General features: G+C 70.8%; 17 protein-coding genes. 13 read left to right on the top strand and 4 right to left on the bottom strand.

The window, feature by feature from the left end; all coding sequences use genetic code 11:
- Nucleotides 1–99: 99 nt before the first annotated feature.
- Both asd and GGR66_RS17085 read right to left on the bottom strand, forming a co-directional pair.
- Nucleotides 100–945, bottom strand: coding sequence for an archaetidylserine decarboxylase (gene asd, locus GGR66_RS17080; RefSeq protein WP_184449294.1), 846 nt, complete (start codon nucleotides 943–945; stop codon nucleotides 100–102).
- Nucleotides 942–1,592: an SCO family protein gene (locus tag GGR66_RS17085; protein ID WP_160970555.1), complete on the bottom strand. Its 651-nt coding sequence runs from the start codon at nucleotides 1,590–1,592 to the stop codon at nucleotides 942–944. Before GGR66_RS17085 ends, asd begins: the two co-directional genes overlap by 4 nt.
- A 79-nt stretch (nucleotides 1,593–1,671) precedes the next feature.
- Between GGR66_RS17085 and prmB the strand changes: the two genes are divergently transcribed.
- The 7 genes from prmB to GGR66_RS17120 all read left to right on the top strand — a co-directional run bounded on the left by prmB (nucleotide 1,672) and on the right by GGR66_RS17120 (nucleotide 10,075).
- Nucleotides 1,672–2,598 (top strand): 50S ribosomal protein L3 N(5)-glutamine methyltransferase, encoded by a 927-nt coding sequence (gene prmB, locus GGR66_RS17090; RefSeq protein WP_184449296.1) that lies wholly within the window; start codon nucleotides 1,672–1,674, stop codon nucleotides 2,596–2,598.
- A 10-nt stretch (nucleotides 2,599–2,608) separates the two neighbouring features.
- Nucleotides 2,609–3,712 carry a chorismate synthase gene (aroC, locus tag GGR66_RS17095; RefSeq protein WP_184449298.1) on the top strand — a complete coding sequence of 368 codons (1,104 nt, stop codon included), beginning with the start codon at nucleotides 2,609–2,611 and terminating at the stop codon, nucleotides 3,710–3,712.
- A complete protein-coding gene (locus GGR66_RS17100) occupies nucleotides 3,705–4,739 on the top strand; it encodes a D-glycerate dehydrogenase (protein WP_184449300.1) in 1,035 nt (344 codons plus the stop codon). The genes aroC and GGR66_RS17100 overlap by 8 nt, the downstream gene beginning before the upstream one ends.
- A gap of 103 nt (nucleotides 4,740–4,842) precedes the next feature.
- Nucleotides 4,843–5,868 carry an aspartate-semialdehyde dehydrogenase gene (locus tag GGR66_RS17105; protein WP_184449302.1) on the top strand — a complete coding sequence of 342 codons (1,026 nt, stop codon included), beginning with the start codon at nucleotides 4,843–4,845 and terminating at the stop codon, nucleotides 5,866–5,868.
- A gap of 439 nt (nucleotides 5,869–6,307) precedes the next feature.
- On the top strand, nucleotides 6,308–8,413 hold the full coding sequence (locus GGR66_RS17110) for a FimV/HubP family polar landmark protein (protein ID WP_184449304.1): 2,106 nt from the start codon (nucleotides 6,308–6,310) through the stop codon (nucleotides 8,411–8,413).
- A 229-nt stretch (nucleotides 8,414–8,642) separates the two neighbouring features.
- Nucleotides 8,643–9,416: a tRNA pseudouridine(38-40) synthase TruA gene (truA, locus tag GGR66_RS17115; RefSeq protein WP_184449306.1), complete on the top strand. Its 774-nt coding sequence runs from the start codon at nucleotides 8,643–8,645 to the stop codon at nucleotides 9,414–9,416.
- Nucleotides 9,413–10,075, top strand: a complete 663-nt coding sequence (locus GGR66_RS17120; protein WP_160970546.1) for a phosphoribosylanthranilate isomerase — start codon at nucleotides 9,413–9,415, stop codon at nucleotides 10,073–10,075. Before truA ends, GGR66_RS17120 begins: the two co-directional genes overlap by 4 nt.
- A 69-nt stretch (nucleotides 10,076–10,144) precedes the next feature.
- On the opposite strand, the gene GGR66_RS17125 is transcribed toward GGR66_RS17120, so the two are convergent.
- Nucleotides 10,145–11,038 carry a LysR family transcriptional regulator gene (locus GGR66_RS17125; RefSeq protein WP_184449308.1) on the bottom strand — a complete coding sequence of 298 codons (894 nt, stop codon included), beginning with the start codon at nucleotides 11,036–11,038 and terminating at the stop codon, nucleotides 10,145–10,147.
- 97 nt (nucleotides 11,039–11,135) lie between these two features.
- Between GGR66_RS17125 and trpB the strand changes: the two genes are divergently transcribed.
- The 5 genes from trpB (at nucleotide 11,136) to GGR66_RS17150 (ending at nucleotide 17,063) form a co-directional block, all read left to right on the top strand.
- Nucleotides 11,136–12,353, top strand: coding sequence for a tryptophan synthase subunit beta (trpB, locus tag GGR66_RS17130; RefSeq protein WP_184449310.1), 1,218 nt, complete (start codon nucleotides 11,136–11,138; stop codon nucleotides 12,351–12,353).
- Nucleotides 12,354–12,487: 134 nt separating this feature from the next.
- Complete coding sequence (trpA, locus tag GGR66_RS17135; RefSeq protein WP_184449312.1) at nucleotides 12,488–13,291, top strand: tryptophan synthase subunit alpha; 804 nt, start codon at nucleotides 12,488–12,490, stop codon at nucleotides 13,289–13,291.
- Nucleotides 13,292–13,632: 341 nt separating this feature from the next.
- On the top strand, nucleotides 13,633–14,523 hold the full coding sequence (gene accD / locus GGR66_RS17140; protein WP_184449314.1) for an acetyl-CoA carboxylase, carboxyltransferase subunit beta: 891 nt from the start codon (nucleotides 13,633–13,635) through the stop codon (nucleotides 14,521–14,523).
- Between the two features lie 124 nt (nucleotides 14,524–14,647).
- The gene (gene glmM / locus GGR66_RS17145) at nucleotides 14,648–15,991 is read left to right on the top strand and encodes a phosphoglucosamine mutase (protein WP_184449315.1); all 1,344 of its coding nucleotides are present in this window, start codon (nucleotides 14,648–14,650) and stop codon (nucleotides 15,989–15,991) included.
- 118 nt (nucleotides 15,992–16,109) lie between these two features.
- Entirely contained in the window at nucleotides 16,110–17,063 is a 954-nt protein-coding gene (locus GGR66_RS17150) for an isopenicillin N synthase family oxygenase (protein WP_184449317.1), read from the top strand.
- A 95-nt stretch (nucleotides 17,064–17,158) separates the two neighbouring features.
- On the opposite strand, the gene GGR66_RS17155 is transcribed toward GGR66_RS17150, so the two are convergent.
- Nucleotides 17,159–17,968 (bottom strand): SDR family NAD(P)-dependent oxidoreductase, encoded by an 810-nt coding sequence (locus GGR66_RS17155; RefSeq protein ID WP_184449319.1) that lies wholly within the window; start codon nucleotides 17,966–17,968, stop codon nucleotides 17,159–17,161.
- Nucleotides 17,969–18,081: 113 nt separating this feature from the next.
- Here GGR66_RS17155 and tpiA point away from each other — a divergent pair, with 113 nt between their 5' ends.
- Complete coding sequence (gene tpiA / locus GGR66_RS17160; protein ID WP_167087550.1) at nucleotides 18,082–18,843, top strand: triose-phosphate isomerase; 762 nt, start codon at nucleotides 18,082–18,084, stop codon at nucleotides 18,841–18,843.
- The last annotated feature ends 6 nt before the right edge of the window (nucleotides 18,844–18,849 follow it).

Consider the following 18,849-nt stretch of genomic DNA (forward strand, 5'->3'; position numbering starts at 1 on the left):
CCAGTGAGAGCCTGCGGCCCGTCACCGTCCATGCGTCGGGACTGAAGTCCCTCTCACAAAACACACCCCACAAGGGGCCGCAGCGCGGCCCTGTACGTCTCAGCGCACCAATCGCGCCAGCGCCTGGCCCAGCCGCACCGGCGATTCCGCCTTCAGCGCCGGATCGAACGCGGCCACGCCGGGCGGCAGCAGCACGATCACCGTCGAGCCGTAGTTGAAACGCGCCATCTCCTCGAACCGCTGCAGGGTGATGCCCTTGCCGCGCCAATCCTTGCGGGTGATGCGGTCGGCGTAGCGCGGGATCTCCACGCCGCTCCACACCGTTTCCACGCCGGACACCAGCAGCGCACCGACCATCACCGAGACCATCGGGCCGAAGTCGGTGTCGAAATGGCAGACCAGGCGCTCGTTGCGCGCGAACAGGCGCGGCACGTTGCGCACCGCGTCGGTGCCGACGCTGAACAGCCGGCCGGGCACGTGCACGGTTTCGCGCAGGGTGCCGATCCAGGGCATGTGCACGCGGTGGTAGTCGCGCGGCGACAGGTACACCGTGGCGTACAGGCCGTTGGCGAACGGCGCCGCTGCGGTGTCGTCGCCGAGCAGTTCGGCGGCGGTGAACGACTGCCCCTTGGCCTGGAAGATGCGCCCGTCCTCGATCTGGCCGAGCTGGCTGATACGGCCATCGGCCGGCATCAGCAGCGCCTGCGGATCGGGATCGGCGACGCGTGCGCCGGGCTTCAGCGCACGGGTGAAGAAGGCATTGAAGGTCGGGTAGGCGCGCGCATCCGGTTGCGCGGCTTCGCTCAGGTCCACGCCGAAGCGGCGCACCACCGTGTCGATCAGCCACTGCTTCAGGCCGGGCCGCGACGAGTACGCCAGGCGCCGTGCCAGCGAGGACAGCAGCCGGTGCGGCAGCACGTAGGTCAGGCGGGTGGTCAGGCTCATGGGGCGGTGGCCTTGGTCAGCGCCTGCAGGTCGGCGGCGATCGCGGCGGCATCGAACGGCGGGCGGATCAGCCCGGCCTGGCGGCCCTGCGGGTCGAGCACCGCGATCGCGGCGGAGTGGTCCATGCTGTAGTCGTTCGGGTTCTCGGCGTAGTGCTTGCCCGGCACCTTCTGGAACACGAAGCCCAGCGCGGTGGCGAAGCGCTCCAGTTCGGGCACGTCGGCGGTGGCGGCGATGGTGTCCTTGTGGAAGGCGTGGGCGTACTCGCCCAGCCGCGGCAGGGTGTCGCGCTGCGGGTCGACCGAGACGAACAGCACGCGCGGGCGCAGCGTGTCCGGCAGCGTCTGCCATTGCTTCTGCGCGCGCGCCAGGTCGGCCAGGGTGGTCGGGCACACGTCCGGGCAGGCGGTGAAGCCCAGGAACACCAGGGTCCAGTGGCCCTTGAGCTCGCCCGGCACCAGCGGCGTGCCGTCGGTCTGGCGCAGGTGGAAGTCGGGCAGGGGCCGCGGCTGCGGGTACATGCGCACCGTGCGGGTCTCCGGCCAGGCCGGGGCGGCGCTGCCGCCGAAGTACTTCTGGGCCAGCAGCAGCCCCAGGCCGGCGGCCAGGGCAACCACCAGGACGATGCCGAAGGTGCGGTTGAACATACTGATTTCCCATGCAACGAACGCTCATCATAGCGGCCGGGCCTCTATAATCGGGGGCCACATTGCCTTGCCTGTTGCCATGACTGCCGACGCGGCCGCCGAACTCCACACGATCATCGACCTGATCCGCTACGGCACCAGCCGTTTCAACGCCGCCGGGTTGAGCTTCGGCCACAGCTACGACAACGCCCTGGACGAGGCCACGCAACTGGTGCTGCACGCGCTGCACCTGCCGCACGACCTCGGCCCGGCCTACGGCAGCGCGCGGCTCACCACGCCGGAGAAGGCGCAGGTGCTGGCGCTGTTCGAGCGCCGCATCGCCGAGCGCATCCCCGCCGCCTATCTCACCGGCGAGGCCTGGTTCGCCGGGCTCAGCTTCAAGAGCGATGCGCGCGCGCTGGTGCCGCGCTCGCCGATCGCCGAGCTGATCGAGGCCGGCTTCGAGCCGTGGCTGGCCGGCCGCCCGGTCGAGCGCGCGCTGGACCTGTGCACCGGTTCGGGCTGCATCGCCATCGCCATGGCCCACTACAACCCCAACTGGCAGGTGGATGCGGTCGACATCAGCGACGACGCGCTGAGCCTGGCCGCCGAGAACAAGGAGCGGCTGCTGGCCGACAACGTTGAACTGGTCAAGTCCGACCTGTTCGCCGGGCTGGGCGGACGCCGCTACGAACTGATCGTGACCAATCCGCCCTACGTCACCCATGCCGAGACCGACGCATTGCCGCCCGAGTATGCGCACGAGCCGGAGCTGGGCCTGCGCGCGGGCGACGACGGCCTGGACCTGGCGCTGAAGATCCTGCGCGACGCGCCGGCGCACCTGAGCGAGGATGGCCTGCTGATCTGCGAGGTCGGCGAGTCCGAACGCGCGCTGGCGCAGCTGCTGCCGGAAGTGGATTTCGCCTGGGTCGAGTTCAAGGTCGGGCAGATGGGCATCTTCGCGGTGGAGCGCAGCGAACTGCTCGCACACCATGAGCGCATCGCCGCGCTGGCCGCGGATCGGTGACGCAAGCGACATGAGCGCGAACAGTTTCGGCACACTGCTGACCGTCACCACCTTCGGCGAATCGCACGGGCCGGCGATCGGCTGCGTGGTCGATGGCTGCCCGCCGGGGCTGGAACTGGACGCCAGCGAATTCGCCCACGACCTGCAGCGCCGCGCCACCGGCAAGAGCCGGCACACCTCGGCGCGGCGCGAGGCCGACGAGATCGAGATCCTGTCCGGGGTCTACGAGGGCCGCACCACCGGCACCCCGATCGGCCTGCTGATCCGCAACACCGACCAGCGCAGCAAGGACTACACCGACATCGCCCGGCAGTTCCGTCCGGGCCATGCCGACTACAGTTACTGGCAGAAGTACGGCATCCGCGATCCGCGCGGCGGCGGGCGCTCGTCCGCGCGCGAGACCACCATGCGCGTGGCCGCCGGCGTGATCGCCAAGAAGTGGCTGGCGCAGCGCTACGGCGTGCGCGTGCGCGGCTACCTGTCGCAGCTCGGGCCGCTGCTGCCGCAGGGCTTCGCCTGGGAGGCGGTGGAGGACAATGCGTTCTTCTGGCCGCATGCGCCGCAGGTACCGGAGCTGGAGGCGTACATGGATGCGCTGCGCAAGTCCGGCGATTCGGTCGGCGCGCGGGTCACCGTGATCGCCGATGGCGTGCCGGCGGGCTGGGGCGAGCCCATCTACGGCAAGCTCGACGGCGAACTGGCCGCGGCGATGATGAGCATCAACGCAGTCAAGGGCGTGGAGATCGGCGACGGCTTCGCCGCGGTCACCCAGAAGGGCACCGACCACCGCGACCTGATCGCGCCGGACGGCTTCCAGTCCAATCACGCCGGCGGCGTGCTCGGCGGCATCGCCACCGGCCAGCCCGTCGTCGTCTCGGTCGCGTTCAAGCCCACTTCCAGCCTGCGCCTGCCCGGCGCCACGGTGGACGTGGACGGCCAGGCGGTGGACGTGATCACCACCGGCCGCCACGACCCCTGCGTCGGCATCCGTGCCACCCCGATCGCCGAGGCGATGATGGCGCTGGTGCTGATGGACCAGGCGCTGCGCCACCGCGCGCAGTGCGGCGACGTCGGCACGGTGACGCCGCGCATCCCAGGTGGTGGCGATGGCTGAGTCGCGGCCGCGGGTGTGGGTCAGCCAACCGCTGTTCGACGACGTCGTCGCACGGCTGGGCGCGCATTGCGCGCTGACCACCACCGCGGACGTGACCCGTTATTCGCCGCAGGACCTGGCGAAGGCGCTGGCGCCGCTGGACGGCGCCCTGGTCACCCTCAACGAACGCATCGGCGCCGCCGAGATCGCCGGCGCGCCGCGGCTGCGCGCCATCGCCAACGTCGGCGTCGGTTACAACAATCTGGACCTGGACGCGCTCAGTGCGGCCGGCATCGTCGCCACCAACACCCCCGACGTGCTCACCGAGACCACCGCCGATCTCGGTTTCGCCCTGCTGATGGCCGCCGCGCGCCGCGTCGGCGAGGCCGAGCGCTGGCTGCGCGCGGGGCAGTGGCAGCAGTGGTCGTTCCAGACCATGCTCGGCGCCGATGTCCACGGCAGCACCCTCGGCATCCTCGGCATGGGCCGCATCGGCCAGGCCATCGCGCGCCGCGCCGCCGGCTTCTCGATGCGCGTGTTGTACCACAACCGCAGCCGCCTGCCGGCCGAGGTGGAGCGAGCGCATCGCGCCGAGTACGTCGGTTTCGACGCGCTGCTGGCGCGTGCCGACCACCTGCTGCTGGTGCTGCCGTACAGCGCGCAATCGCACCACCTCATCGATGCCGCCGCGCTGGCGAAGATGCAGCCGACCGCGACGCTGGTGAACATCGCCCGCGGCGGCCTGGTCGACGAGATCGCACTGGCCGATGCGCTGGCGCACGGGCGCCTGACCGCGGCCGGCCTGGACGTGTTCGAAGGCGAGCCGGCGATCCGTCCGGAACTGCTGGCGCTGCGCAACGTGGTGCTGACCCCGCACATCGGCAGCGCCAGCGTGGCCACGCGCCGCGCGATGGTGTCATTGGCGGTAGACAACCTGCTGGCCGCGCTGGGCATCGGCGCCGATGCCGGGCGCCCGCCCAATGCGCTGAACCTGGACGCGATCGTCGCGGCGGGCGGCGCGCGGGCGATCGCGGACAAAAAACGATAGGGAGCCTGCGGCCCTGTGCGCGGCGCGCACGGCAGGTTCCCCGAATCCAAGCGGCAGTGCGGCTGTTCCTCCCCTTTTTTCTTCCTGCGGATCGAATCCTTCCATGAGCAATGCAACCCGTCGTTTCAACGTCGCCGTCGTCGGCGCCACCGGTGCCGTCGGCGAAACCATGCTGAGCATCCTTGCCGAGCGCGGCTTCCCCATCGCCACGCTGTACCCGCTGGCCTCCGAGCGCTCGGCCGGCGGCCAGGTCGAGTTCAACGGCCACAAGGTCACCGTGCTCGACCTGGCGACCTTCGACCCGACCGGCGTGGACATCGCGCTGTTCTCCGCCGGCGGCGGCATTTCCAAGGAATACGCGCCGAAGTTCGCCGCGGCCGGCGCGGTGGTGATCGACAACTCCTCGACGTTCCGCTACGACGACGACGTGCCGCTGGTGGTGTCGGAAGTCAATCCGCACGTGCTGAAGAACCGTCCGCGCGGCATCGTCGCCAACCCCAACTGCTCGACCATGCAGTTGATGCCGGTGCTGGCGCCGATCCACAAGGAATACGGCATCGAGCGCATCAACGTGGCCACCTACCAGTCGGTGTCCGGCGCCGGCCGCTCGGGCATGGAGGAACTGGGCAAGCAGACCGCGCAACTGCTGGCGTTCCAGGACATCGAGCCGCAGAAGTTCCAGGCGCAGATCGCCTTCAACCTGATCCCGCACATCGACGACTTCCAGCCCAACGGTTACACCAAGGAAGAGATGAAGCTGGTGTGGGAGACGCAGAAGATCCTCGAGGACAGCAGCATCCTGGTGAACCCCACCGCGGTGCGCGTGCCGGTGTTCTTCGGCCATTCGGAGGCGGTCAACATCGAGACCAAGCGCAAGATCACCGTCGAGCAGGCGCGCGCCCTGCTGGGTCAGGCGCCCGGGGTGGAAGTGGTCGACGAGCACAAGGCCGGCGGCTATCCGACCCCGGTGACCCACGCCTCCGGCAAGGATCCGGTGTTCGTCGGCCGCATCCGCGAGGACTTCTCGCACCCGCGCGGCCTGAACCTGTGGGTGGTGGCCGACAACATCCGCAAGGGCGCCGCGCTCAATGCGGTGCAGTTGGCCGAGCTGGTGGCGCAGGAGGGCTGAGATTCGGGAGTCGGGATTGGGGATTCGCAAAGCGCGGCGCAGCGCCGGCTGTTCCAGGGCTGCGTAGTGCGCGATGTCCCGGCAGACACGCAACGGCCAGTGGCGCACGCCCTGGCCGTTGTCGTGTCTGGCGTCCGTGTTGTGCTGCAAAGAGGGGCTGCGCTAGCGCATGTGGGCGCGATGATGACGGGCGCCCTCGTAGGAGCGGCTTCGGCCGCGACGGAGCGTTCCCGGTAAAGCCATCGCGGCTGAAGCCGCTCCTACAGGACGAGCGGCACTGCAGTGCTTGTCGGTCCCTGATCCCGCAAAGGGGGCGCTCGCGTACTCCGCGCAAGCGCACTCCCTGCCAATGCTGCACCCACAACGAATCCCCAATCCCAAATCCCCACTCCCCGCTTCATATATATTGATGGACATGACTCCAAGGGGCAGGGGCGGGATGCGCCTACAACCACGTTTGTTCCGTCGCCGCAGCGGCGATGCGGTGCCCGCCGCGCGCGGGTTGCGCCACGTCTGTCGCGCGACCGCCGCGCTGCTGTTGCTGGCCTGCAGCCAGGCCGCGCTGGCACTCGGCCTGGGCGATATCCGCGTGCTGTCCAAGCCGGGCGAGCCGTTCCTGGCCGAGATCCCGGTGATCTCCAACGAGCCGGGCGAACTGGAGCGGGCGCGGGTGGCGCTGGCCTCGCCGGCGACCTTCGCGCGGGTCGGGCTGGAGCGCCCGCAGGGCCTGGTCAGCGATCTGCAGTTCCGCTTCACCCAGACCCGCAAGGGCCGCGCGGTGATCCAGGTCAGCAGCCGCATGCCGGTCGAGGTGCCGTCGCTGAGCTTCCTGATCGAGGTCGATTGGGGCCAGGGCCGGCTGATCCGCGAATACTCCGCGCTGATCGACGCGCCCAACACCGCTGCGGCGATCGACGCGCCGGCGATCGATGCACCGGCCGCGGCGCAGCCGTCCGACCGCATCGCCCGCGACGCCTCCACCGCGGCGCCAACTCTGGCGGGCGCCGCCACGTCGGCGACGCCGAGCGCCAGGCCGGCCGCCGCGCCGCGTCCGGCGCCGGCCCCGGCGGCCGCACCCGGCGATGCGCTGGCGCCGGTGCGCGCCGGGCAGACCCTGTCGCAGATCGCCGGGCAGCTCGCGCGCGGCAACGGCCATTCGCTGGACCAGACCATGGTCGCGCTGCTCCGCGCCAATCCCGATGCCTTCATCCGCGGCAACCTCAACCTGCTCAAGCAGGGCGCGGTGTTGCGGACCCCGCGCGAGGAGGATCTGGCCAGCCTGGATGCCGCCGCCGCCGAGGCGGTGGTGCGCGAGCAGGCGGCGCAATGGCGTCAGGCGCGCGCGCCGGTGCCGCAACCCGCACAGGCGCAGCAGGACACGGCGACAGCACAGGCCGCAGCCAAGCCGGCCGCCGCAGCGCCGGCGGCCCCCGCGGCCGGCGCACGGCTGGAGATCGCGCCGGCGGTGCCGGCGACGCGCCGCGAGGCGGGAACCAAGTCCGGCACCGGTGCCGGCGACGAAGGAGACATGGTGGCAGCCCAACAATTGCAGCAGGCGCGCGAAGACCTCGCGGCACGCGATGCCGAGGTCCAGGAACTGCGCTCGCGGGTGGAACAGCTCGAAAAGCTCAAGTCCCAGCAGCAGCAACTGATCGCGCTGAAGGACAGCGACCTGGCCGCGGCGCAGAAGCGCCTGGCCCAGTCCGGGCAGGCGGCGCCGGCCGCCGCGGCCGCGCCGGCGCCGGCCAATGCGGGGTTCCCGCTGTGGCTGTGGAGCGGGGTGAGCCTGCTGGTGCTGGGCATCGGCGCCTGGCTGCTGTCGCGCCGGCGCAAGCCTTCGCCGCTGCCGCCGTTGCCGCGCGACGACGACGCCGCGCTGGCGGGTGCCACGGTGCCGGTGGTCGCGCACCGCGATGTCGATGCGCCGGAACTGCCGCCGCTGGAACCCGCCGAGCCGCTGGCCGAGGATGCCACGGCCGCCCGCGACGAGGAGGCATTGGCGGAGTGGGAGCGCCCCGATCACGCCGACCACGCTGCCGACGATCACGCCGATCACGCCGATCACCACGTCGCGCTCGACGACGACGCCTTCGAGCGCGTGCTGGCGCAGCAGTCGATGCGCCATGCGCCGGCCGATGCGCCGCTGTCCGCGGGCAACGACGAGGTCCATTCCATCGACACAGCCGACGCCCGTCCGGAGCCCGCACCGGCCGCCGAGTCCGCGGCCGAGGCAGCCTGGCCGCAGCCGTCGCCGCTGTCCGCGGTGCCGAACGTCGACGCCCATGTCGACACCGATGCCGGCGCCGGCCGGCAGGAGCCGACCTGGCACCAGCCCGTCGTACCTGCGCCCGCACCTGCAGCACCCGCAGCGGCCGAAGCGTCGTCGCCGTATCCGCCGGCGGGCCGCGAGCGGCTGGAGCTGGCGGTGGCGTACATGGATCTGGGCGACAACGAGACCGCGCGCACCTTGCTGACCGAGGTCGCGGCCAGCGGCGACCCGGCCGCGCGCGCCGAGGCGCTGCAATTGCTGGGGCGGTTGGACTGATGGCGGCAGGCGGCGCGCGGCGCGCTCGCCGCGGCCGTCCGGCCTGGATCGGGACGGCCTTGCGGCAACACGCCCGTCAGCGGCGGGCGAGCGCAGTTGCGCGCGCGCTCCCGGCCTGGCAGGGGTACTTCCGCTGCGTCTGCTTGTTAACAGGCACGCTGCGCTCGTCCTTGCGCGCGGCGACCGCACAACACGTCCACCTCGATGGCGCACTGCAGTGGAGGTCGCCATGCGCTACGCACTAGGCGTGGAATACGACGGCAGCGAGTTCCAGGGGTGGCAGCAGCTCGGCGAGAGCGGCGGCCCCAGCGTGCAGGCGACGCTGCAGGCGGCGCTGTCGTCGGTGGCCGACGCCCCGGTGAGCGTGGTCTGCGCCGGCCGCACCGATGCCGGCGTGCACGGCGAATGCCAGGTGGTGCATTTCGATTGCAACGCGTCGCGCCCGGCGCGCGGCTGGATGCTGGGCGCCACCGCGCGGCTGCCGCCCTCGGTGTGCGTGCGCTGGTGCGTGCCGGTGGCCGACGACTTCCACGCGCGCTTCTCCGCCCGCGCGCGCCGCTACCGCTACCGCCTGCTCAACCGCCAGGTACGCCCGGCGCTGTACCGGCAGACCCTGAGCTGGGAGCGGCGGCCGCTGCAGGCCGAGGCCATGCACGCGGCGGCGCAGGCCTTGCTGGGCGAGCAGGACTTCAGCGCTTTCCGCAGCGTGCAGTGCCAGGCGCTGCATGCGCGTCGCGAGCTGCAGTCGATCGCGGTGAGCCGCAGCGGCGAGCTGGTCGAGATCCAGGTCCAGGCCAATGCATTCCTTCATCACATGGTGCGCAATATCGTTGGTTCCCTTGTCATGGTGGGGACGGGCGAAAAGCCGGCGTCCTGGATTGGCGAGTTGCTCGCGGGACGCGACCGCCGCGTCGCCGGTCCCACGGCGCCGCCGCAGGGCCTGGTCTTCGTCGGTCCCCTCTATCCCGCCCACTGGACGCTTCCGGACGAGGTCACGCTATGAATCGCACGTTGTATCGCACCCGCATCAAGTTCTGCGGCATGACCCGCGCCGGCGACATCCGCCTGGCAGGCGAGTTGGGCGTGGATTCGATCGGGTTCGTGTTCGCCCATGGCAGCCCGCGGCGGGTGGCGCCGGCCGAGGCGCGGGCCATGCGCCAGGCCGCCGCGCCGATGGTGGACGTGGTGGCGCTGTTCCGCGACAACCCCAAGGACGAGGTGCGCGAGGTCCTGCGCACCGTGCGTCCGACCCTGCTGCAGTTCCACGGCGACGAGGACGACGGCTTCTGCCGCAGCTTCAACCTGCCGTACCTGAAGGCGATACCGATGGGCGGCGGCGAGATCAACGCGCGCACCCTGCAGCTGCAGTTTCCCAATGCCGCCGGCTTCCTGTTCGACAGCCACGCCCCCGGCGAGAGTGGCGGCTCGGGCAAGACCTTCGACTGGTCGCGGTTGCCGACCGGCCTGCACCGGCCGTTCCTGCTCGCCGGCGGCATCACTGGCGACAACGTGTTCGACGCGATCATCGGCACCCTGCCGTGGGGCGTGGACGTGTCCAGCGGCATCGAAAGCCAGCCCGGGATCAAGGACGGCCACAAGATGCGCAAGTTCGTCGAGGAAGTGCGCCGCGCCGACTGCCACGAGTTGAACACCAACTGCTGAGCGCGTCGCCACGTCGCGGCTGAAAGGCTGGCAGGAGGCTGTGGCGACGCGGCCTGCGCTGCGGCGACGTCAGCGCTGCAGTTCCTGCGTCAGCCAATGTGCCAGCGCGTCGACCCGCCGATCCTGGACCTCGCGGCGCGTGCACAGCGCCCACTGTCCGCCGGTTTCGACGAAGCCCCACGGTGCCAGCAGGCGGCCATTGGCCAGATCGTCGGCGACCAGCGGCTGCGGCGCGATCGCCACGCCGATCCCCGCCAGCGCCGCTTCCAGCAGGTAGTACAGGTGTTCGAAGCCGGTGCCGTAGCGCAACTGCGCCGGCGCTAGGCCCTGCGCCTCGGCCCAGGCCGGCCACGCCTGCGGGCGCGACACCGTATGCAGCAGTGGCAGTTCCTGCAGCGCCGCCGGCGCGGCCGTGGCCAGTGCCGGTGCCTGCGGCAGGGCGGGGCTGAGCACCGGGCCGATCCGCTCCGGCGCCAGTACGCGGACCTGCCAGTCCGCCGGCCACGGCGCCTGGCCCAGCAGCAGCGCCGCATCCAGGCCGTCCAGGTCGGCGGCGAAGTCGCCCTCGTGCGCGGACAGGTGCAGGGTCAGCGCCGGCAGGTCGCGCTGCAGCGCCTGCAGCCGCGGGATCATCCAGCGGGCCAGGATGCTGCCCGGGCAGCCCAACACCAGCGCGGCCGGGCGCGCCGGGCGGCGCAGCTCCGCCACCGCCTCGTGCAACTGTGCGAACGCCGCGCCGGCGGCCTCGCACAGGCGCGTGCCGGCGGCGGTCGGGCGGATGCCGCGGCCGTCGCGCTGCAGCAGCGGCAGCCCCAATTCCTGTTCCAGTAGCCGCACCTGGCGGCTGACCGCGCCATGGGTGACATGCAGTTCCGCCGCCGCGGCGCCCACGCTGCGCAGCCGCGCGGCGGCCTCGAACGCGCGCATGGCGTTGAGCGAGGGCAGGCGGCGCGTGCTGGTCATGTGAGTTTTCCTAACGGATCCATGCAGACTTTATCGGTTTTTCTGCGAGAACGTGTGCGCTAAAGTGCTTGCCTGTCCTGTTGATCCCGGTTGCGCCATGTCCTCTGTCCCCGTCAGCGACTTCCATGCCTATCCCGACGCCGCCGGCCATTTCGGCCGCTACGGCGGTCGTTTCGTCGCCGAGACCCTGATCGGCCCGCTGCAGGAACTCGCCGCCGCCTACGACGCCGCGCGCCAGGATCCGGCCTTCATCGCCGCCTACGACAAGGACCTGATCCACTATGTCGGCCGCCCCAGCCCGATCTACCACGCCGAGCGGCTCAGCCGCGAAGTCGGCGGCGCGCAGATCCTGCTCAAGCGCGAGGACCTGAACCACACCGGCGCGCACAAGATCAACAACACCATCGGCCAGGCGCTGCTGGCCAGCCGCATGGGCAAGACCCGCATCATCGCCGAGACCGGCGCCGGCCAGCACGGCGTGGCCAGCGCCACGGTGGCCGCGCGGCTGGGCCTGGAGTGCGTGGTGTACATGGGCGCCACCGACATCGAGCGGCAGAAGATCAACGTCTACCGGATGAAGCTGCTCGGCGCCACGGTGGTGCCGGTGCACTCCGGCTCGGCCACGCTCAAGGACGCGCTCAACGAGGCGATGCGCGACTGGGTGACCAACGTGCAGGACACCTTCTACATCATCGGCACCGTCGCCGGCCCCGATCCGTACCCGCGCATGGTGCGCGACTTCAACGCCATCGTCGGCCGCGAGGCGCGCGAACAGATGCTGCGCGACTACGGCCGCCTGCCGGACGCGATCAGCGCCTGCGTCGGCGGCGGCAGCAACGCCATCGGCCTGTTCCATGCCTTCCTCAACGACGCCTCGGTGAAGATCTACGGCGCCGAGGCCGCCGGCGACGGCATCGGCAGCGGCCGCCACGCCGCCTCGATCGCCGCTGGCCGTCCCGGCGTGCTGCACGGCAACCGCACCTACGTGATCTGCGACGACGACGGGCAGATCGTCGAGACCCATTCGGTGTCCGCCGGCCTGGACTACCCGGGCGTGGGTCCGGAGCACGCGTTCCTGGCCGACAGCGGCCGCGCCATCTACCAGGGCATCACCGACGACGAGGCGCTGGCGGCGTTCCACCTGCTGGCGCATACCGAGGGCATTCTCGCCGCGCTGGAGTCCAGCCACGCCGTGGCGCAGTCGATCAAGCTGGCGCGCGAACTGCCCAAGGACGCGCTGGTGCTGTGCAACCTGTCCGGCCGCGGCGACAAGGACGTGCACACCATTGCCGCGCGCGAGGGGCTGACGTTGTAACGCTTTGCCCTTCTCCTGCGGGAGAAGGGGGGCGCGAAGCGCCGGATGAGGATACGGGCGCAGCCCCGTGCACTCACGTTTCCTTACCCTCACCCAACCCCTCTTCCTCCGGGAGAGGGGCGCATAGGTCCCACATGAACCGCATCGCCGATACATTCGCCCGACTCGATTCCCAACGCCGCAAGGCCCTGATCCCCTTCCTCACCGCCGGCGATCCGTCGCTGGAGGCGACCGTGCCGGCGATGCACGCGCTGGTCGAGGCCGGTGCCGACGTGATCGAGCTGGGCGTGCCGTTCTCCGACCCGATGGCCGACGGCCCGACCATCCAGCGCAGCTCCGAGCGCGCGCTGGCGCGCGGCGCCGGCCTGCGCTACGTGCTGGAGACGGTCAGCGCGTTCCGTCGCGACGACGCGACCACCCCGGTGGTGCTGATGGGCTACCTCAACCCGGTGGAGATCCACGGCACGGCGCGTTTCGCCGAAGAGGCGGTGGCGGCCGGCGTGGACGGCGTGCTGCTGGTCGACCTGCCGCCGGAGGAGTCGGCCGAGACCCTGGCGATCTTCGCCGACGCGGGGCTGGACCTGATCGTGCTGGCCTCGCCGACCACCAGCGATGCGCGCATCGACCTGTTGTGCGATGCAGCGCGCGGTTATCTGTACTACGTCAGCTTCGCCGGCGTGACCGGCGCCGACCGCCTGGATACCCGCGCCGCCGGCGATCGCCTGCGCCAGCTGCGCGCGCGCTGCGCGGTGCCGGTGGTGGCCGGCTTCGGCATCAAGGACGCCGCCAGCGCCAAGGCCATGGCGGTCGACGCCGACGGGGTGGTGGTGGGCAGCGCGCTGGTCGCGGCGCTGGCCGAGGCCACCAGTCCGCAGGCCGCGCGCGACGCCGCTCTGGCCTTCCTGACGCCGCTGCGGCAGGCGCTGGACGCGGGCTGAGCCACGCCTGGTCTGTATGCGAACGCCCGCCTTGCGCGGGCGTTCGCGTTTGCGGCGATGCCGCATCCCGCTGTCCATGCGAATCCTGCGGCGCACGCATGGCGGCTCGGATGGCGCAGACGGCTGCTGGTCCGGTCCGGTCGTCGCCTGCCCAGGGTGGCTGCGGCGACGCCGCAGGTCACGCGGTGGGTGAGGCGCGACAGGGCGCCTGGCTAGCGGTCCGCGCCGGTGCCTGCCGGCCTGGCCGCTCCATGCGCCACCGTCTGCAGGCCAGCGGGGGACCGAGTTAGACTGTCGCCCCTCTGCGGCTCTCGCGGCCGCCCAATGGATCGTCACATCGCATGAGTTGGCTCAGCAAATTGATGCCTTCGGGCATTCGCACCGACAACACGCCCAGCAAGAAGCGCAGCGTTCCTGAAGGTTTGTGGGAGAAGTGCCCCAACTGCAGCGCCGTGCTGTACCGGCCGGAGCTGGAGGAGAACCTAGAGGTGTGCCCGAAGTGCGGCCACCACATGGCGATCCGCGCGCGCGCGCGCCTGGCTGCGTTGTTCGACGCCGACACCGCGCCCACCGAGATCGGTGCGCGCCTGGGCCCGACCGACGCGCTCAAGTTCAAGGACCAGAAGAAGTACGGCGAGCGCATCAAGGCCTCGCAGAAGAGCACCGGCGAATACGACGCGCTGGTGGCGATGCAGGGCCTGCTCAAGGGCCAGCCGCTGGTCGCGGCCTCGTTCGATTTCGCCTTCATGGGCGGCTCGATGGGCTCGGTGGTCGGCGAGCGTTTCGCCCTGGCCGCGGAGACCGCGCTGAAGATCGGCGCGCCGTTCGTGTGCTTCTCCGCCAGCGGCGGCGCGCGCATGCAGGAAGGCCTGTTCTCGCTGATGCAGATGGCCAAGACCTCGGCAGCGCTCGGTCGCCTGCGCGAAGCCGGCCTGCCGTACGTATCGGTGCTGACTCATCCCACCACCGGTGGCGTGTCGGCCAGCTTCGCCATGCTCGGCGACATCAACATCGCCGAGCCGTACGCGCTGATCGGCTTCGCCGGCCCGCGGGTGATCGAGCAGACGGTGCGCGAGACCCTGCCGGAAGGCTTCCAGCGCTCGGAGTTCCTGCTCGAGCACGGCGCCATCGACCAGATCTGCGACCGCCGCGAACTGCGCGACCGCCTGTCCGAACTGCTGGCGCTGATGATGCGGCAGCCGACCCCGGCGAAGACGGAAGCGCTGGCATGACCAGCGCCGGGATTCGGGATGCGGGATGCGGGAATCGTGGCGCTGCGCGTGCCCGGTTCGCCGAGGTCGCTCGGATCCCGTGCGTTGAACGAATCCCGAATTCCGAATCCCGAATCCCGTTCCGATGAGCCAACGCAAATACTTCGGCACCGACGGCATCCGTGGCCGGGTCGGGCAGGGCGCGATTTCCGCCGATTTCGTGATGCGCCTGGGCAATGCGCTGGGTCGCGTGCTGGTCGCCGGCGGTACCGCGCGGCCGACCGTGGTGATCGGCAAGGACACGCGCATCTCCGGCTACATGTTCGAGTCGGCGCTGGAGGCCGGGTTGGTCGCGGCCGGCGCCAACGTGCAGTTGCTCGGGCCGATGCCGACCCCGGCGGTGGCGTTTCTCACGCTCACCCTCGGCGCCGATGCCGGCATCGTCATCAGCGCCTCGCACAATCCGCACTACGACAACGGCATCAAGTTCTTTTCCGCCCATGGCGAGAAGCTCGACGACGCCACCGAGCAGGCGATCGAGGCGGCGTTGGACGCGCCGTTCGCCACGGTCGAGTCCGAGCGCCTGGGCAAGGCGATGCGCGCGCGCGAGGCGATCGGCCGCTACATCGAGTTCTGCAAGGCCAGCGTGCCGCGCGGTTTCGACCTGCGCGGGCTGAAGCTGGTGCTGGACTGCGCGCACGGCGCGACCTACCACATCGCGCCGCTGCTGTTCCGCGAACTGGGTGCGGAGGTGATCGCGATCGGCGCGGCGCCGGACGGGCTCAACATCAACGCCGGCGTCGGTTCGATGCACATCGACAACCTCGCCGCCAACGTGCGCGACCATGGCGCGCACCTGGGCATCGCCTTCGACGGCGACGGCGACCGGGTGCTGATGGCCGACGACCAGGGCAACCCGGTCGACGGCGACGGCCTGCTGTACGTGCTGGCCTGCGGCTGGCAAGCCAGCGGCCGCCTGCACGGCCCGGTGGTCGGCACGCTGATGACCAACTACGGCCTGGAACGGGCGCTGGCCGCGTTGCAGGTGCCGTTCCTGCGCGCCAAGGTCGGCGACCGCTACGTGCACCAGGCGCTGGTCGAACAGGGCGGGGTGCTCGGCGGCGAGGCCTCCGGGCACATGCTGTGCCTGGATCGCGCCACCACCGGCGACGCCATCGTCAGCGCGCTGCAGGTGCTGGAAGTGCTCAAGCGCTCGCGACAGACCCTGCGGCAGGCGCTGGCCGGGCTGCAGAAGGTGCCGCAGCAGACCGTCAACGTGCGCCTGCAGCCGGGCGTGCGCCCGCTCGAGGCCGCCACCGTGAAGGCCGCGCTGGCCACGGCGCAGGCGGCGGTGCAGGGGCGCGGGCGTGCCTTCCTGCGCGCCTCCGGCACCGAGCCGGTGGTGCGGGTCACGGTCGAGGCCGACGATGCCGCGCTGATGCGGCAGACCCTGGACGCGCTGGCCGAGGCGGTCCGTGACGCGGCGTGAGTCGATCGCCATTGCCCTCTTCGTGATCGTCGCCAAGGCGGTCACGTTCTACCTGCTGTATCGCCTGCTGCGCTGAGCGCGGCGTTTGTTCCCTTCTTATGAGACGACGGTTCCTGCCATGACTGCGCGCATTCCCACCCTCGACATCACCCGCTTCAGCGATCCTTCCAGTGCGCGCGACCGCGACGCCTTCGTCGCCGAACTGGGCGCGGCCTACCGCGAGTGGGGCTTCGCCGGCATCCGCAACCACGGCATCGCCCAGGCGCAGATCGACGCGGCCTACGACGTGTTCAAGGCGTTCTTCGCCCTGCCCGAAGAGACCAAGCGCAAATACCACCTGCCCGGCAGCGGCGGCGCGCGCGGCTACACCGCCTTCGGCGTGGAGACCGCCAAGGACTCCAAGCATTTCGACCTGAAGGAGTTCTGGCACATCGGCCGCGAGATCGCCGACGACTCCCCGTACCGCGCGGTGATGCCGCCGAACCTGTGGCCGAGCGAAGTGCCCGGTTTCCGCACCCACGGCTACGGCCTGTACCAGGCGCTGGACCAGCTCGGCGCGCGCGTGCTGTCGGCGCTGGCCCTGCACATCGGCCTGCCCGAGCACTACTTCGTCGACAAGACCGATTCGGGCAACTCGATCCTGCGCCCGATCCACTACCCGCCGATCACCGCCGACGACATCCCCAACGTGCGCGCCGGCGCCCACGAGGACATCAACCTGATCACCCTGCTGGTCGGCGCCAGCGCCGCCGGCCTGGAAGTGAAGTCCAAGCAGGGCGAGTGGGTGCCGTTCACCTCCGACGCCGACACCATCGTGGTCAACATCGGCGACATGCTGCAGCGCCTGACCAACCACGTGTATCCCTCGACCACCCACCGCGTGGTCAACCCGCCGGGCGAGCAGGCGCGCCAGCCGCGCTACTCGGTGCCGTTCTTCCTGCACCCGAACCCGGACTTCGTGATCGATGTGCTGCCGTCCTGCGTCAGCGCCGACAACCCCAGCCGCTATCCCGAGCCGATCACCGCGCAGGGCTATCTGGAAGAGCGGTTGCGCGAAATCAAGCTGAAGTGAGGCGGGGATTCGGGAGTGGGGATTGGGGATTCGCAAAAGCGGGCTGCCCGCGATTTGCCAGTCCGCGCGAATCCCGCTTTACGAATCCCGACTCCCTAATCCCCAATCCCAGCATTTCTGATCCGTCCCGAGCCGCGGCCCATCAGCCGCAGCAACAAGGCATTGGGCAGTAGCGCGGTCAGGCCGAGCAGGGCGCGGTAGACCGCGCCGGGGACCACCCGCACCTTGCCGCGTTCGGCGCCGTCGATGCCGGCGCGGGCCACCGCGGCGGTCTGCAGCCAGATCCAGCGCGGTAGCGCGTTCATCTGTTCGCGGTTGCCGGTGACGTCGTGGAACTCGGACCAGGTGAAGCCGGGGCACAGCGCACAGACGCCGACCCCGCGGTCGGCGTTCTCCAGGGCCAGCGATTCGCTGAAGCGCAGCATGAAGCTCTTCGCCGCCGCGTACAGGGTGTGGCCGTCGGCGCCGGGGACCAGGGCGGCGAACGAGGCGACATTGAGGATGCGGCCGTGGCCGCTGGCGCGCAGCGCCGGCAGCAGCCGCCAGGTCAGTTCGCACACGGCGCCGACCATCACCTGCAGGAACGCCGCGTGCACCGCCCAGTCCTGGGCGATGTAGCGGCCGGGCACGCCGTAGCCGGCGTTGTTGACCAGGATCCGCACCGCCAGCCCGCGCCGTTCGATCTCGGCCACCAGTGCGGCCGGCGCGGCCGGATCGGCCAGGTCGGCGACCAGTACCTCCACCGGCACCTGCGGCCGCAGTTCGGCGGCCAGCGCCTGCAACTGTGCCTCGCGGCGCGCGGTCAGGATCAGCGGCACGCCGCGGCGGGCGTATTCGCGGGCGATCTCGCGGCCGATGCCGCTGGAGGCGCCGGTGATCAGGGCATAGCCGGGGAGGTGGGGCATGGCGGTCTCTGGCATGGAGCAGGCGGCGGGGGAGGGCGGGGCGGCGGGGACGATGCCGGCCCTTGGCGGCGCATCGGCTATCCTCTCGGCACTTTTTCGCCGGAGATGCGCCGATGCGACGCAAGATCGTAGCCGGAAACTGGAAATTGCATGGAACCCGCCACTTCGCTGCCGCCCTAGTGCGGGAGATCGTCGCCGGGCTGCACGCGGCCGAGCACGAGGTGGAGGTGGTGATTTTGCCGCCGCTGCCGTACCTGGGCGACCTGATCGAGAATTTCGAGGACCGGCTGCTGCGCTTCGGCGCGCAGGACGTCAGCAGCAACGAGAAGGGCGCCTATACCGGCGAGGTGTCGGCGGCGATGCTGGTCGACGTGGGCGCCGACTACGGCCTGGTCGGGCATTCGGAGCGGCGCCAGTACCATCAGGAGAGCAGCGAACTGGTCGCGCGCAAGTTCGCCGCCGCCCTGCACGCCGGGCTGGTCCCGATCCTGTGCGTGGGCGAGACCCTGGAGCAGCGCGAGGCCGGGCGCACCGAGGCGGTCATCGCCGCGCAACTGGCGCCGGTGCTGGATCTGGTCGGCGCCGAGGGCTTCGCCCGGGCCGTGGTGGCCTACGAGCCGGTCTGGGCGATCGGCACCGGCCGCACCGCCAGCCCGGCGCAGGCGCAGGCGGTGCATGCGTTCATCCGTGGCGAAGTGGCGGCCCGCGATGCTAGAATCGCCGATTCGTTGCCGATCCTGTATGGCGGCAGCGTCAAGCCCGACAACGCGGCCGAGCTGTTCGCACAGCCGGATGTCGATGGCGGGCTGGTAGGTGGCGCCTCGCTGGTCGCCGCGGAATTTCTGGCCATCGTGCGAGCGGCGGCCGCCTGTTGAGCGAAC

Origin of the sequence: Xanthomonas sp. 3498 (assembly GCF_014199795.1) — a bacterium.
GTDB classification, from domain to species: Bacteria; Pseudomonadota; Gammaproteobacteria; order Xanthomonadales; family Xanthomonadaceae; genus Xanthomonas_A; species Xanthomonas_A rydalmerensis.

Coding starts and splice junctions, on each gene's coding strand:
- accD (WP_184449314.1), top strand. CDS start 13,633: ATGAGTTGGCTCAGCAAATTGATGCCTTCGGGCATTCGCACCGACAAC.
- tpiA (WP_167087550.1), top strand. CDS start 18,082: ATGCGACGCAAGATCGTAGCCGGAAACTGGAAATTGCATGGAACCCGC.
- GGR66_RS17100 (WP_184449300.1), top strand. CDS start 3,705: ATGGCTGAGTCGCGGCCGCGGGTGTGGGTCAGCCAACCGCTGTTCGAC.
- GGR66_RS17105 (WP_184449302.1), top strand. CDS start 4,843: ATGAGCAATGCAACCCGTCGTTTCAACGTCGCCGTCGTCGGCGCCACC.
- trpA (WP_184449312.1), top strand. CDS start 12,488: ATGAACCGCATCGCCGATACATTCGCCCGACTCGATTCCCAACGCCGC.
- truA (WP_184449306.1), top strand. CDS start 8,643: ATGCGCTACGCACTAGGCGTGGAATACGACGGCAGCGAGTTCCAGGGG.
- GGR66_RS17120 (WP_160970546.1), top strand. CDS start 9,413: ATGAATCGCACGTTGTATCGCACCCGCATCAAGTTCTGCGGCATGACC.
- aroC (WP_184449298.1), top strand. CDS start 2,609: ATGAGCGCGAACAGTTTCGGCACACTGCTGACCGTCACCACCTTCGGC.
- GGR66_RS17085 (WP_160970555.1), bottom strand. CDS start 1,592: ATGTTCAACCGCACCTTCGGCATCGTCCTGGTGGTTGCCCTGGCCGCC.
- asd (WP_184449294.1), bottom strand. CDS start 945: ATGAGCCTGACCACCCGCCTGACCTACGTGCTGCCGCACCGGCTGCTG.
- glmM (WP_184449315.1), top strand. CDS start 14,648: ATGAGCCAACGCAAATACTTCGGCACCGACGGCATCCGTGGCCGGGTC.
- GGR66_RS17110 (WP_184449304.1), top strand. CDS start 6,308: ATGCGCCTACAACCACGTTTGTTCCGTCGCCGCAGCGGCGATGCGGTG.
- GGR66_RS17150 (WP_184449317.1), top strand. CDS start 16,110: ATGACTGCGCGCATTCCCACCCTCGACATCACCCGCTTCAGCGATCCT.
- prmB (WP_184449296.1), top strand. CDS start 1,672: ATGACTGCCGACGCGGCCGCCGAACTCCACACGATCATCGACCTGATC.
- trpB (WP_184449310.1), top strand. CDS start 11,136: ATGTCCTCTGTCCCCGTCAGCGACTTCCATGCCTATCCCGACGCCGCC.
- GGR66_RS17125 (WP_184449308.1), bottom strand. CDS start 11,038: ATGACCAGCACGCGCCGCCTGCCCTCGCTCAACGCCATGCGCGCGTTC.
- GGR66_RS17155 (WP_184449319.1), bottom strand. CDS start 17,968: ATGCCCCACCTCCCCGGCTATGCCCTGATCACCGGCGCCTCCAGCGGC.